This is a genomic window from Propioniciclava sp., assembly GCF_029977985.1.
Classification (GTDB): Bacteria; Actinomycetota; Actinomycetes; order Propionibacteriales; family Propionibacteriaceae; genus Propioniciclava.
In genome coordinates this window covers 18,576-31,960 of the sequence record NZ_JARKOT010000187.1, presented here as the reverse complement: position 1 = coordinate 31,960, position 13,385 = coordinate 18,576, and the positions used below count along the sequence as shown (strand labels likewise).

At 71.5% G+C, this 13,385-nt stretch carries 12 protein-coding genes, 1 other RNA gene and 1 pseudogene; 9 read left to right on the top strand and 5 right to left on the bottom strand.

Annotated features, from left to right (window positions below; all coding sequences use genetic code 11):
* Both Q1K57_RS11270 and Q1K57_RS11265 read right to left on the bottom strand, forming a co-directional pair.
* The coding region (locus tag Q1K57_RS11270; protein WP_300082531.1) for a glutamine synthetase family protein at nt 1–699 on the bottom strand (699 nt) is incomplete at its 3' end.
* 82 nt (nt 700–781) lie between these two features.
* A complete protein-coding gene (locus tag Q1K57_RS11265) occupies nt 782–1,012 on the bottom strand; it encodes a hypothetical protein (RefSeq protein WP_300082528.1) in 231 nt (76 codons plus the stop codon).
* Between the two features lie 48 nt (nt 1,013–1,060).
* Between Q1K57_RS11265 and map the strand changes: the two genes are divergently transcribed.
* From map to Q1K57_RS15775, 5 genes and pseudogenes are all read left to right on the top strand, one after another.
* Nucleotides 1,061–1,915, top strand: coding sequence for a type I methionyl aminopeptidase (map, locus tag Q1K57_RS11260; RefSeq protein ID WP_300082525.1), 855 nt, complete (start codon nt 1,061–1,063; stop codon nt 1,913–1,915).
* Between the two features lie 244 nt (nt 1,916–2,159).
* Nucleotides 2,160–2,582, top strand: coding sequence for a MarR family transcriptional regulator (locus tag Q1K57_RS11255; protein ID WP_300082522.1), 423 nt, complete (start codon nt 2,160–2,162; stop codon nt 2,580–2,582).
* On the top strand, nt 2,579–3,826 hold the full coding sequence (locus tag Q1K57_RS11250; RefSeq protein WP_300082519.1) for an MFS transporter: 1,248 nt from the start codon (nt 2,579–2,581) through the stop codon (nt 3,824–3,826). Before Q1K57_RS11255 ends, Q1K57_RS11250 begins: the two co-directional genes overlap by 4 nt.
* A gap of 76 nt (nt 3,827–3,902) precedes the next feature.
* The gene (locus Q1K57_RS11245) at nt 3,903–6,110 is read left to right on the top strand and encodes an MMPL family transporter (protein WP_300082516.1); all 2,208 of its coding nucleotides are present in this window, start codon (nt 3,903–3,905) and stop codon (nt 6,108–6,110) included.
* Nucleotides 6,053–6,388 (top strand): annotated as a pseudogene (locus Q1K57_RS15775) (MarR family transcriptional regulator); the annotation flags it as partial. The gene Q1K57_RS11245 and the pseudogene Q1K57_RS15775, both read left to right, overlap by 58 nt.
* A 212-nt stretch (nt 6,389–6,600) precedes the next feature.
* Here Q1K57_RS15775 and rnpB read toward each other — a convergent pair.
* From rnpB to Q1K57_RS11230, 3 genes are all read right to left on the bottom strand, one after another.
* Nucleotides 6,601–6,975, bottom strand: an RNA gene (rnpB, locus tag Q1K57_RS11240) — RNase P RNA component class A.
* Nucleotides 6,976–6,989: 14 nt separating this feature from the next.
* Complete coding sequence (locus Q1K57_RS11235; protein WP_300082513.1) at nt 6,990–8,420, bottom strand: RNB domain-containing ribonuclease; 1,431 nt, start codon at nt 8,418–8,420, stop codon at nt 6,990–6,992.
* A 1-nt stretch (nt 8,421) separates the two neighbouring features.
* On the bottom strand, nt 8,422–9,165 hold the full coding sequence (locus tag Q1K57_RS11230; protein ID WP_300082510.1) for a C4-type zinc ribbon domain-containing protein: 744 nt from the start codon (nt 9,163–9,165) through the stop codon (nt 8,422–8,424).
* Between the two features lie 62 nt (nt 9,166–9,227).
* Between Q1K57_RS11230 and Q1K57_RS11225 the strand changes: the two genes are divergently transcribed.
* From Q1K57_RS11225 to Q1K57_RS11210, 4 genes are all read left to right on the top strand, one after another.
* A complete protein-coding gene (locus tag Q1K57_RS11225; protein ID WP_300082506.1) occupies nt 9,228–9,788 on the top strand; it encodes a histidine phosphatase family protein in 561 nt (186 codons plus the stop codon).
* 94 nt (nt 9,789–9,882) lie between these two features.
* Nucleotides 9,883–11,421: an aminopeptidase P family protein gene (locus Q1K57_RS11220; RefSeq protein ID WP_300082503.1), complete on the top strand. Its 1,539-nt coding sequence runs from the start codon at nt 9,883–9,885 to the stop codon at nt 11,419–11,421.
* Between the two features lie 5 nt (nt 11,422–11,426).
* Nucleotides 11,427–12,482: a magnesium and cobalt transport protein CorA gene (locus Q1K57_RS11215; RefSeq protein WP_300082500.1), complete on the top strand. Its 1,056-nt coding sequence runs from the start codon at nt 11,427–11,429 to the stop codon at nt 12,480–12,482.
* Between the two features lie 28 nt (nt 12,483–12,510).
* Nucleotides 12,511–13,233: a hypothetical protein gene (locus tag Q1K57_RS11210; RefSeq protein WP_300082497.1), complete on the top strand. Its 723-nt coding sequence runs from the start codon at nt 12,511–12,513 to the stop codon at nt 13,231–13,233.
* Nucleotides 13,234–13,385: the final 152 nt, after the last annotated feature.

Here is a 13,385-nt window from a genome sequence, read left to right as displayed (position 1 = left end):
CGGCTTGGGCATGAAGGAGGCGAAGAGGTCCTGCATCACGGCGACCTCCTTCACCACGACGCGAAACGTCATGATGTTGTCGGCCATGGTGAGCGCGTCGGCGTACCGCAGATCGATCTCCTGCTGGCCGGGGCCGCCCTCGTGGTGGCTGAACTCGACCGAGATACCCATCTGCTCGAGCATGGTGATGGCCGACCGGCGGAAGTCCGTGCCCGCCGTGGCGGTCGTGTGGTCGAAGTACCCGGAGGTGTCGACGGGCGTCGGCTCGACGCCCGGCACGATCGGCTGCTTGAACAGGTAGAACTCGATCTCGGGGTGCACGTAGAAGGTGAAGCCCATGTCCGCGGCCTTCTTCATGGCCCGCTTGAGAACCTGCCGAGGGTCCGAGAACGACGGGGATCCGTCGGGCAGCGCGATGTCGCAGAACATGCGGGCGGTGCCGCCGGTCATGCCGCGCCAGGGCAGCATCTGGAAGGTGGCGGGGTCCGGGTGCGCCACCATGTCTGACTCGTAGACGCGCGCGAACCCCTGGATGGCCGAGCCGTCGAAGCCGATGCCCTCGCTCAGGGCACCCTCCAGTTCGGCGGGCGCGATCGCGACCGACTTGAGGAACCCGAGCACGTCGGTGAACCACAGCCGGACGAACCTGACGTCCCGCTCTTCCATCGTGCGCAGGACGAAATCGGTCTGCTTGTCCATGGCGCCCAGTCTGCCCGCGTCCACGTTACGGTGGTGTTACGGGCCAGGAGGTCCGGACGCCGCCCCCGGCCGCGGCGCTGTTTCAGCCGCGGAACGCGTCGAAGGCGGAGCCGCCCTCGTCGTCCTGCTCGTCCTCGGGGTCGTTGAACCGCGGGTCGGTGTCCCATGCCTCGTTGCGCTCCCGGGCGCGATCGAGCGCGCCGGCGGCGTCCTGCTGCGTGACGTACGGGCCGAGGCGGTCGTCGGCCGGGCAGCCGTCGTAGGGCTCCACGCGGTGGTGGACCAGGCACCAGTACCACTGACCTTCGGTCATCGCTCCTCCTCGACCGGGCTCGGACGCCGCCCACACTATGATCGGCGGGTGACCGCCATCAAGCCCCATCCGATCAGCCCGCGCTTGGCCGTCCCGGCGTCCATCGAGCGCCCCCACTACGTGGATCGCCCCGCGCCCGAGCGCTACACGGGCTCCCACATCCAGACGGCGGAGACCATCGAACTCATGCGCGAGAGCTCCCGGATCGCCGCCGGCGCCATGTACGAAGCGGCCCGAGCCATCGCCCCGGGCGTCACGACCGACGAACTGGACGCCGTCGCCCACGCCTACATGCTCGACCACGGCGCCTATCCGAGCGCCCTGGGGTATCGGGGGTTCCCGAAGTCGATCTGCACGAGCGTCAACGAGGTCATCTGCCACGGCATCCCGGACGCCCGCCCGTTGGAGGACGGCGATCTGGTGAAGATCGACGTGACCGCGTACAAGAACGGCGTCCACGGCGACAACTGCGGCACGTTCGCCTGCGGAGAGCTGGCCGAGGACAGCCGGCTTCTGATGGAGCGCACGAAGACCGCGCTCGAGAGGGCCATCAAAGCGGTCAAGCCCGGCCGGCAGACCAACGTGATCGGCCGGGTCATCGAGAGTTACGCGAAGCGATTCGGCTACGGCGTGGTGCGCGAGTACACGGGCCACGGCGTCCACTCGGCGTTCCACTCGGGGCTCGTGATCCTGCACTACGACAACAACACCTACACCGACGTCATGGAACCGGGCATGACGTTCACCATCGAACCGATGCTGACGCTAGGCAACCCGAGCAGCCACGTCTGGGACGACGACTGGACCGTGGTCACCAACGACGGCTCCCGCTGCGCCCAGTGGGAGCACACCCTCGTCGTCACCACCGACGGCGCCGAGGTGCTCACCCTGCCGCCCGCCTGATTCCGCTCGCCGAGCGCACACACGCCGCCCGGGCGCATCGACGCCGGTTGGACGCAGAGACGCCGGTTCGGCCCGGACCTGACGCCGCTTAGGCTCAGAAACGCCGGGTCTGCGCGGCGTCTGTGCACCCAACCGGCGTCTGTGCCGCCTTCCCCCACCCGGCAGCCCCCGGCGGCACGGCACGGGTGCCAACCCGACGCCCTCATATTTACTTAGCCTAACTAATCTTCTACACTGATGCCTCGTGGACCAGACCCAGGCGGACGCCCTCCGCGTCGCGATCAACCGGCTCGCCCGGCGGCTACGCAACGAAGGATCGGGGGCGAACACCCTCTCGGCGACCTCGCTCGCGGTCCTCGGCTTACTGCGTCACGAGGGACCGCAGACGATCCGTGCCCTGGCAACGGCCGAACACGTCAAGCCGCCCTCGATGACGCGCATCGTGGACGCCCTCGCCGACGCCGGATACGTCACCCGCGAGGCCCATCCCGACGACGGCCGCTCGGTCCTCGTCCAGCTGACCGACGGCGGCCGGCAGCACATCGCCACGACGATCGATGCGCGCTCGGTCTGGCTCCGCGACCGGCTCGCCACGCTGGACGAAGCCGACCTGGCCGCGCTGGCCGCCGCCATCCCGGCCCTGCAGCACCTCGGGGAGGCGCAGTGAAGCTCCCCCAGCGAAAGCACAGCGAACGCACCCCCACGTTCGCGTCCCTCGCCATCCGCAACTACCGCCTCTACTTCACCGGCGCGGCCATCAGCAACAACGGCACCTGGATGCAGCGCATCGCCCAGGACTGGCTCGTGTTCTCCCTCACCGGGTCCGGCCTGGCCGTGGGCATCACGACCGCCCTGCAGTTCGGGCCGATGCTGCTGCTCGGCCTGTACGGCGGCGTCCTGGCCGACCGCTACCCCCAGCGCCGAATTCTCCTCGCCACCCAGGTGGGGCAGATGCTCTGCGCCATCGCCTTGGCGGCGTTCACGTTCACCGGGACGATCACCGCCGAGGCGATCTATATGGTCGCCCTCGCGCTCGGCATCATCACCACGCTCGACAACCCGGCCCGCCAGAGCTTCGTGGGCCTCATGGTGCCGCCCAAGCTGTTGCCGAACGCGGTCGCCCTCAACTCGGGCAACTTCAACCTGGCCCGCCTCACCGGGCCGGCGATCGCCGGCGTCCTCGTCGCGGCCGTGGGCGCGGGCTGGGCGTTCGCGGTCAACGCACTCAGCTTCGTCGCGATGCTCGCCGCCCTGCTCCTCATGGACCCGGCCACGTTCGAGAAGGCTCCGCGGGGGCGCCGCGGTCCCGGGGCCCTGCGCGAGGGCCTGTCCTACGTGCGGGAGCACCCGCGCATCATGGTGACCCTCGTCCTGGTGCTGTTCATCGGCACCTTCGGCTACAACTTCCCGATCATCCTGACCGCCTACACCGGCCACATCTTCACCGGCGACTCGGCGCTCTACGGCATTCTCAACTCGATGATGGCGGTCGGCTCGGTGTTCGGCGCCCTCATCGCGGCCCGGCACGAGGCGGTCTCCCCGCTGCGCGTCCAGGCCACGGCGGGCCTGTTCGGCGCCGTGATGATCCTGCTCGGCCTGATGGCACCGCTGTGGGCGTTCATGGCCGTGCTCGTCGTCACCGGCCTGTTCGCCGTGTCGTTCAACGCGATGGCGAACGCCACCGTCCAGATCGAGGCCGACCCTGCCCTCCGCGGCCGGGTCATGAGCCTCTACTTCGTCCTCATGATGGGGACGACGCCGCTCGGCTCCCTGGTCACAGGCTGGATCACCGACACCTGGGGTGCCCCCGCAGCCCTCCAGATCTCGGGGATCATCTGCGTTCTGGCCGCGGCCGGCTGTGCGGCGGCGTCCGGACGTCTCGAGCGCAACCCGGCGCCTGCGCTCGGCTGACGCTGCCCCTTGCGCGGGTGCCGCCATGCCCGTAGCCTCGACAGAGTTGTTTCGATCATCGAAAGATTGGACGCCGATGCGCCGCTTGGCTCCCTCCCGCCCCGGACGCGCCACCCTGCCCGCCTGGGTGCGCGTCCTCGCCCTCGGGCTCGTCGTGGCGTGGCTCGGCCTGGCCGGTGTGGGCGGCCCCCGGATCGGCCAGCTCTCCGGTCTTCAGGAGAACGACTCCACCGCCTTCCTGCCGCCGGAAGCGGAGTCGAGCATCGCCCGCGCGGAGGCCGCAGCGTTCGCCGACGCCGACAGCCTGCCCCTCTTCCTCGTCCTCACCCGCGCCGACGGCGTCGGCCCGGATCAGTTCGCCGCGCTCGGCGCCTTCGTTCAGGGCCTGCCCGCCGTCGACCTCGGCGACGGCCTCACCATGAGCGACGTCGTGACCACGGAGCCTGCCGCCCTCATCCCCTCCGACGACGGCGAGGCGGTCCTGGTCCCGATCGCGCTCGCCTCCGACGAGGTGCGCGAGAAGGTGGGCGAGTCCACCGTCCTCCGCACCGTGATCGACGCCCTGGGCGCACACGCGGCGTCCGAACTCGGTGGCGACGGCTTCACGGCCTCGCTCACCGGACCGGCCGCCTACGTCGCCGACTTCGCCACCGCGTTCGCCGGCATCGACGGCGTCCTGCTGCTGGTGGCCCTCGTGGTCGTGTTCGTGATCCTCGTGCTCGTCTACCGCAGCCCGTTCCTGCCGTTCGCCGTGCTGCTCGCTTCGGTGTTCGGCCTCGCCGCGGCCGGCGTCGTGGTGTACGAGTTGGCCAGCCGCGGTCTGCTGTCGATCTCGGGGCAGAGCCAGGGCATCCTGAGCATCCTCGTCGTCGGCGCCGCCACCGACTACGCCCTCCTCATCGTGGCCCGCTATCGCGAGGAGCTCACCCACGAGCACTCCACCTGGGCGGCGATGAAGCGCACGTGGCGCGGCACGGTCGAGCCGGTGAGCGCCAGCGCCGCGACGGTGATCGCCGGGCTGTTGTGCCTGCTGCTCTCCGACCTGGCCAGCACCCGCTCCCTCGGACCGATCTCCGCGGTCGGCATCGTCGCCGCCCTGCTGGCCGCCCTCACGTTCCTGCCCGCGGTGTTGCTGCTGGCCGGACGCCGCATCTTCTGGCCACGCATCCCGCAGGTGGTCGACCGCGTCGACGTGGCGGCGCCCGAGCATCGGGGCGGACTGTGGACGACGGTCGCCCGGTTCGTCGGGCGCCGGGCCCGCCCGGTGTGGATCGTCGCGACCCTGCTCCTCATCGGGCTGGCCTCGGTCGCGCCGCAGTTCCGCGCCGCCGGGCTGGGGAACAACGAGGTGTTCCGGGTCGACGTGCCGAGCGTCGCCGGCGAACGCGTCCTGACCGACCACTTCCCCGCCGGTGCGTCGACGCCCGTCACGGTCGTGGTCGACGAGGCCGACGCCCCGCGCGTCGTGGACGCCCTCTCCGGCCTGGACGCCGTCGCCACCGCCGTCGTCCAGACCGAGGCCCCGGCGGGCCCACCCGGCCAGGGCCAGCCGGCGCCGCAGGTCGTCGACGGGCGCGTGCTCGTCAACGTCACCCTCGACGCCGAGGGTCAGAGCATCGCAGCGCAGGACGCCGTCGCGGAGGTCCGCTCGGCGGTGCACGACGTGGACGCCGCCCTGCACGTCGGCGGCCTGCCGGCCCAAGCGCTGGACACGCGCCTCGCCAACGAACACGACGTGCGGGTGGTGCTGCCGGCGATCGTCCTGGTGGTGTTCCTCGTCTTGGTGGTGCTGCTGCGTGCGCTCGTCGCGCCCGTGGTGCTGATGCTGGCGAATGTCCTCAGCTTCCTCGCGGCGATCGGCGTCTCGGCGCTGGTGTTCAATCACCTGTTCCGCTTCCCCAACTCGGACCCGTCGACACCCATCTACGCGTTCGTGTTCCTCATCGCCCTCGGCATCGACTACACGATCTTCCTGATGACCCGCGTGCGGGAGGAGGTGCCGCGGGCCGGGGCGCGGCCGGCGGTCCTGCGCGGCCTGGCCGTCACCGGCGGCGTCATCACCAGCGCCGGGCTCGTGCTGGCGGCCACGTTCGCCGCGCTGTTCGTCATCCCGCTGGTGTTCATGGCCCAGATCGCGTTCATGGTGGCGTTCGGTGTCCTGCTGGACACGTTCGTCGTGCGCGCCCTGCTCGTCTCCGGGCTCGCGTTCGACCTCGGGCGGGCCTCGTGGTGGCCGAGCCGGTTCGCCGACCGGCCGCCGCGGCGCGCCAAACTGGGCTCGTGAACTCGCCGCATGCCGACCGCGTCCTCCGCGTCACCCAGCTCGTCCGCGCCCTGTCCACGTCGGCAGGCATCTATGCCGCGCGGGCCCGGGTGGGTGTCGGCCTGCCCCGGAGCGATCTCAACGCGCTCAGCCTGCTCAGCCAGGCCCCCGACGTGCAGCCGCACCTGTCGGCGGGCGAACTCGGTGAGCGCCTCGGCCTGTCCCCCTCGGCCGTCACCGCCTTGTTGGACCGGCTGGAGTCGGTCGGCCACGTCCGGCGCCTGCGGCACCCCGACGATCGCCGCAAGGTGGTCGTCGCCGTGACCGACTCGGCCATGGAGACCGGCCGTCACGCCTTCGGCCCGTTGCAGGACGCGGTCGCCGCGGCACTCGCCCGCTTCGACGACGCCGACCTGGACGCCGCTGCGTCCGTCATGGCGGCCCTCCTGGCCGCGATCGACGCCGCGAGCGAGGAACTCCACCCCTCCGCGCCGCAGGGAGGTCGGACGGAGGGACGAGCCGGCCTATAAGCCGGATTCTGTCGCGGGTGACCATCCATCTGTGACCGCCGTTGCCGGCGGCCTCCGGCCCGTGCGGGCCGTGCAGCCTACCCGGACGCCTCGCGCGGGCAGCGCTCAGGCGGCGTCCGCGGGCCGAAGCCCTTCTTGGCCTTGCTCCGGGTGGGGTTTGCCGTGCCGCCGCTGTCACCAGCGACGCGGTGGGCTCTTACCCCACCGTTTCACCCTTACCCCTCTCGGAAGAGGGGCGGTCTGTTCTCTGTGGCACTGTCCCGCGGGTCACCCCGGGTGGGCGTTACCCACCACCCTGCCCTGTGGAGTCCGGACTTTCCTCAGCCCCGAAGGGCCGCGGTCACCCGGCCGGCTCGTCCGAGGGCCCAGTCTACGCCACGCGGAACTGGACCCGTCCCTCGAGGAGGTCCACCTCGGTCAGGACAGCCCGCACCTCCGAGCCCAGTTGGACGCCGTCGCCCACGAGCGGCGCCTGGACGGCCGGCTCCTCCAGCTGCGCCTCGCCGGCGTCACGGCGCTCGTCCCAGCCGATGACGGTCGCGTCGAAGGTCTCGTCGCGGCGTCCGGAGAGCACCAGCGCCTCGACGAGCCCGACGATCCCCCGCTCGTAGGCGTTCGAACGCCGCAGCGCCTCCGCCATCGTCTCGGGCAGGGTGTGCAGCTCGGCACGCACCCAGTCGGGCACCTCTTCGCCCGCGCACACCGACAGACAGATCTGGCTCACGTAGCGGTCCACGAGCCGCCGCAGGGGCGCCGTGCAGTGCGCGTAGGGTGCCATCATCGCGCCGTGCAGCGGCTGCTCGGGCGGCTCGCCCTCGAACGCGGCGTACCCCGCCCCCCGGAACAGCGTCGAGGAGGCGTTCAGCATCGCTGCGTGCCGCGGATCGGCCGGGTCGAGGGACCTGATGAACTCCGGGTAGGTCACGCTCCCCGGCCAGCGGATCCGCAACCCCTTCGCCACCCGCCGCAGCCGGTCGATCGACCACTGCTCGGCGGGCGGCAGGGTGCGCAGGATGCCGATGCCGGCGTCCAGCATGATCTGGGCCGCCGCCATGCCGGTCATGAGCGAGATCTCGGCGTTCCAGTCCTCGACGGGCAGACCGGCCCGGTAAGAGAGCTCCCAGCGCCGCGGGCCGGTCGCCGACACCTCCTGGCTCGGGACGCGCAGGCTCACGGCCCCCCGTTCCACCTCGAGCGCGAGCCGCAACTGCCCCACCTCGCGCAGCAGGACGAGCACCTCGTCGGCCGTTCCGGCGTCCAGGTCGGCCTGCACGCCCGCGTAGTCGAGCTTCGCGCGGCTCTTCACCCGAGCCCGCGCCACTGTGGACCCCGTGACCGCACCGGCGGCGTCCACAGTGTGCTCCCACACGAGCGCGGGTCGCACCTGCCCGGGCAACAGGCTCGCAGCGCCCTCGGCGAGGACGTCGGGGTGCAGCGGCGTCCGCTCGTGCGGCGCATACAAGGTGACGCCGCGCGCGTGCGCTTCGGCGTCGAGGGCCCCGCCGGGGACCACGAAGCTCATCAGGTCGGCGATGGCGTAGAGCACGCGGTAGCCGTCGCCGGAGCGTTCGATGAACAGCGCCTGGTCGAGGTCGGTCGAACTCGGCGGGTCGATAGTGACGAAGCCGATGTCGGTCAGGTCACGCTCGGGCAGGCGCACCTCGGACGCCGCCCGTTCGGCCTCGGCCAGGACGGCCTCCGGGAACCACTCCGGCACGCCCACGGACTCCTTGAGCCGCGCGAAGCCCTCCCGGATAGGCCCCGGCACGCCCTGCGGCGTCGAGATGCGCCGTTGCGGCATGTCAGAGGCCCGACTCGGCGGTCCGGACGAGGATGCGGTTGCACTCCTCGCAGCGCAGCACCTCGTCGGCGGCGGCAGCGCGATAACGCACCAGGTCGGCCGCCGTGGCCTCCAGCTGGCAGCCGGTGCAGCGGCCGCGGCGCAGGAGCGCCGCCCCGACGCCGCCCGACTTCTCGGCCACCTTCTCGTAGAGGGAGAGCAGGTCGGCGGGCAGCGCGCCCGCGATCACGGAACGCTCGGCCGCGCGGGTCGCGGCCTCGGCGTCCAAGGTCGCGAGCTTCGCCTTGCGCTCCACGAGAACGCCACGCAGTTCGGTTTCGATGCGTTCCTTCGCGGCGGTCGCGTCGGCCAAGCCGGCCTGCGCTCCCTCCAGGGCCTCCATCGCCTCGAGTTCGGCGTCTTCCAGGTCACCGATGCGACGGCCGAGGTGGCTGATCTCCTCCAGCATCGCCGAGAGCGCCTTGGGGTCGCCGATCTCGCCGGCGTCCACCCGCTTCTGGTTGCGTTCGCGGCGCGCCTTGACGGGCACGATGTCGGCCTCGGCGCGGTCTGCGTCGGCCTGCAGATCGGCCACGCGCGTCTCGGCCTCGACGACGCGCTCGGCGAGGCGGCCGCGCTCGGCGTGGAGCCGCTGCGCGGTCGCGGTCTCCGGCAGCGTCCTGCGGCGGTGCTCGACCTGCGCCAGCGCGGTGTCGACCGCCTGGAGGTCGAGCAGGCGTCGCTGGTAGTCGGCCGCAGCCTTCATGGGTTCCCTCCTCGTGGGCCAGTGTCCGCACGATACCGCGCCGGCTGCGGGACCATGGGTCCATGACGATCCTGTACCTCGTGCGCCACGGGGAGACGGAGTGGAGCCGCGACGGGCGGCACACGTCCCGCACGGACCTGGACCTCACCGAAGGCGGCGCCGCCCAGGCACTCGCCCTGCGGGAACGACTCGACCCGAGCGCTTTCGGGCTCGTGCTCTCCAGCCCGCGCCTGCGTGCCCGGCGGACGGCCGAGCTCGCCGGTTTCACCCCCGAGGTCACCGACGACCTCGCCGAGTGGGACTACGGCGACTTCGAGGGGCTCACGAGCCGCCAGATTCGCGCCGAGCAGCACCCCGGCTGGCGCCTGTGGTTCAACGGCGCACCCGGTGGCGAGACCGCCGACCAGGTGCGCGCCCGGCTCACCCGGGTCGTGCACCGCGTCCGGGCCTCGGGCGTCGATCAGGCCATCTGTTTCGGGCACGGACATGCCTCGCGCGTGCTCGCGCTGTGCTGGCTCGACTTCCCCATCCTGTTCGGGCAGAGCTTCCCGCTCGAGACCGGGCACGTGAGCGTCCTCGGCAAGGAGAAGGAGTCCTGGGCCGTGCTGCGGTGGAACAGCTGACCGCGCCGGCGGCCTCCTCCCGCGCCGCTTGGCGCCCTGTTCCCCTCAGTCAACCCCCGATAGACTCGAACTCCAGCCAGTGATCGGATGACGCATGAAAGACACCCTGCAGCCACGCCTGCCCAACCGGCAGACCCCGTTCTCGGACGCCTTCGTCGCGTTCATCCCGACCGACTGGGCCCCCTACCCGGCCGACCTCCCGGCCCGGCTGCCCGCCGCCGAGCACACCGCCGACCGCCGGGACGCCCTCAGTGCGGCGTGTCCGGGCGAGCGTCTGGTGGTGCCCGCCGGCGTCCTCAAGGTGCGCTCGAACGACACCGACTACCCGTTCCGGCCGCACTCGGCGTTCGCCTACCTCACGGGGCTCGGCGCCGATCGGGAACCCGACGCCGTCTTGGTGCTCGACCCGCGGTTCACCGAGTCGGACGCCGACGCCGCCGATCCGGAGGGCGCGCTCGTCGAGCCGGACGGCCACGAGGCGACCCTGTACTTCAAGCCGCGCGCGCCCCGCACCGACCCCGAGTTCTACGCCGACGCCCGCTACGGCGAGATGTGGGTGGGCCAGCGGGAGTCGCTGGCCGAGATGGAGGCCATGACAGGCCTGCCGTGCCGGGCCCTGTCCGATCTGCCGAGCGCCCTGTCGGCCGACCTCGACCGGGTGCCCGCACGGATCGTGCGGGACGTCGACGACCGGCTGACCACCCTGCTCGACGAACTGCGCCGCACGCACGAGGTCGACTTCGACGCCTGCGTCGACGAGGAGTTCGCCACGCTCCTCTCGGAGATGCGCCTCATCAAGGACGACTTCGAGATCGAGCAGTTGCAGGAGGCCTGCGACGCCACCGCGGTGGGCTTCGAGGCGGTCGTGCGCGACTTCCCGGCGGCTGTCGCCAACGGGCGCGGCGAGCGCTGGTGCGAGGGCGTCTTCGCCCTGCACGCCCGGCACCGCGGCAACGACGTGGGCTACGGCAGCATCTGCGCGGCCGGCGACCACGCCAACACGCTGCACTGGATCCGCAACGACGGCGACCTCGTCGACGGCGACCTCATCCTCATGGACATGGGCGTCGAGGTCGACTCGCTGTACACGGCCGATGTCACCCGAACGCTGCCCGTCAACGGCCGGTTCACGCCCGCGCAGCGACAGGTGTACGAGGCCGTCCTCGCGGCGCAGAAGGCCGGCATGGACGCCGCCCGCCCGGGTGCGACGTTCAAAGCCGTCCACGAGGCGGCGATCCGGGTGGTGGCCGAGCACCTGGCCGCGTGGGGCATCCTGCCGGTCGGTGTCGACGAGTCGCTCGACCAGGTGGAGGGCGGCCAGCACCGGCGCTGGATGCTGCACGGCACGTCGCACCACCTCGGCCTCGACGTCCACGACTGCGCCCAGGCGCGCGCGGAGTTCTACCGCGAGGGCACGCTCCGGCCGGGCATGGTCATCACGGTCGAGCCAGGCATCTACTTCAAGTCGACCGACCTGCTCGTGCCGGAGGAGTTGCGCGGGATCGGCGTCCGGATCGAGGACGACATCGTGATCACCGACGACGGCTGCCGCATCCTGTCCGACAAGCTGCCGCGCGAGGCGGACGAGGTCGAGGCGTGGATGGCGGGCCTGCTGGGGAACTCCGAGGGCTGAACGTGGTGGCCGCCCCCACCGGCTGGCATGAGATGAGCCGGCGGCTCGCCCTGCCGGTCGAGGATCACGACCGGCCGCACGTCGGCTGGCACTGGTACGTCGACGGCCGTCCACAACTCTGCACCGACCTGCTGGCGGCGGCGTCTGAGGCGCAGGCGGGGCGTGGCTTCGTGTGGTGTGGGCTGAAGGACCCCGACCAGGTGACGATGGCCACCTTCCAGGAGTTGTTCGGGCTGCACGAACTGGCCGCCGAGGACGCCGTTCAGGGCCATACCCGGTCGAAGCTCGAGGTGTTCGACCACGCGCTGTTCATGGTGGTGTCCACCGTCGACTACGTGGAGAAGGGTCGCACCGGGGAGGCCGAGATCGTGTCGACGGGCGAGGTGATGGCCTATCTCGGTCCTTGGTTCGTCCTCACCTCGCGCGCGGGAGGGCGTCCGTTCATGAACAAGATCCGGCGGCGGCTGGAGGCCGACGCCGAGGACCTCGCCCAGGGTCCGTGGCGGGTGCTGTACCAGATCCTCGATTACGTGGTCGACGACTTCAACGAGACCGTCCATGAGTTCGAGGACGACGTGGAGGAGGTCGAGGATGCCGTGTTCGTGCCCGGCGTGCGGCCCGACGTGGACACGGTGTATCACCTCAAGCGGCAACTGATCGAGTTCAAGCGGTGCCTGTTCCCGCTGAGCGGCCCGTTGCAGCGCCTGCAGTCCGCCCCGGCCCTGCCCAATGTCCCCGAGGATGCACGCGCCTACTTCCGGGAGGTATCCGATCACCTCGTGGCGGCACGCGAGTCGACCATGGCGCTCGACGAGGTGCTCGGGGCGATGGTGCAGGCAGCGCTCGCCCGGATCTCGTTGGAGGACAACCAGGACATGCGGCGCATCTCGGCCGCCGTCGCCATGGTGGCCGTCCCCACCACGCTCGGCTCGATCTACGGCATGAACTTCGCCAACATGCCCGAGTTGGCTTCGCCGTACGGGTATTACGTCGTGCTGGGCGTGATGGTCGCGTCGATCATCGCGCTGGCGGTCTTCTTCAGACGCCGCGGCTGGCTCTGAGGCGGCGGCGTCTGGGAGGCTGGGAGGCATGACCGTGGACCGACCGGAGGACTTCGACGCGTTCCTCACCCGCGTCGCGACCGAGGACGCGGCAGCCGTGCGCGACGTGGTGGCCACGGTGCGCCGCGGCGACCGGCGGCCGGCCGAGGCGATCAAGGCGCTCGACGGCTGGTACCTCCGCGGGCAGGCCATGGACGCCGGCGTCCGCACGGCCGCCTCGGCCGTGCCGCTGGTGGGCCCAGCGGCACCGGAGGCCGGCGAGCCGCTCGCGTCGCTGCGCCGCACGGCCGTGTACCTGCTGGCGCTGGCGGACCTGTACGGCGTCGAGCTCGACGAGCCCGAGGAGCGGAAGGCGTTGGTCAGCGCCGTGCTGCTCGGTGACGAGGGGGCCTCGATGGCGTCGGAGGCGTTGAGCGCGCAGGGTGGCCGCTGGGCCCGCCAACTGGGAGCCACGCGGGCGATCACGCGGCTCGCGGGCGGCAACGCGCTCGTGGGCCTGCTGGTGCAGAAGGTCGTGGACGGCGGGGTGTCGGCCGCGCTCGCGTCGGGTTCGGAGGCGGTGCGGGCGCGCGCGGTCGTGCAACAGGCGCGCCGCGCCTTCGGGACGCCCCCGGCCCGCTTCCCCGGCCAGGAGCCGCGACCGGCGGCGTCCGGACGGCCTCGGGCAGAGCCGCCGAGCAACACGGCCATCTACGCGCGTGCTCTGGCGCGGACGATCCACAAGCAGCGCAAGCGCTTGAAGGGATCCTGAGCGAGGGCGGTGCACGACCGCTGATCCCGTTGGTCGAAACTGCTGGTTGAGCGTGTCGAACCCCACCCGCTGGTTGGGCTCGTCGAACCCCACCCGCGGGTTGAGCGTGTCGTCGAGCTTGCTGTCCTCGGCCACAACCGCGCCGCTTGGGC

What these genes read in the sequence shown, in the direction of transcription:
- Q1K57_RS11235 (WP_300082513.1), bottom strand. Translation starts at nt 8,420, where the DNA reads ATGCCGCAACGGCGCATCTCGACGCCGCAGGGCGTGCCGGGGCCTATC.
- Q1K57_RS11230 (WP_300082510.1), bottom strand. Translation starts at nt 9,165, where the DNA reads ATGAAGGCTGCGGCCGACTACCAGCGACGCCTGCTCGACCTCCAGGCG.
- Q1K57_RS11210 (WP_300082497.1), top strand. Translation starts at nt 12,511, where the DNA reads ATGACCGTGGACCGACCGGAGGACTTCGACGCGTTCCTCACCCGCGTC.
- Q1K57_RS11265 (WP_300082528.1), bottom strand. Translation starts at nt 1,012, where the DNA reads ATGACCGAAGGTCAGTGGTACTGGTGCCTGGTCCACCACCGCGTGGAG.
- Q1K57_RS11220 (WP_300082503.1), top strand. Translation starts at nt 9,883, where the DNA reads ATGAAAGACACCCTGCAGCCACGCCTGCCCAACCGGCAGACCCCGTTC.
- Q1K57_RS11245 (WP_300082516.1), top strand. Translation starts at nt 3,903, where the DNA reads ATGCGCCGCTTGGCTCCCTCCCGCCCCGGACGCGCCACCCTGCCCGCC.
- Q1K57_RS11225 (WP_300082506.1), top strand. Translation starts at nt 9,228, where the DNA reads ATGACGATCCTGTACCTCGTGCGCCACGGGGAGACGGAGTGGAGCCGC.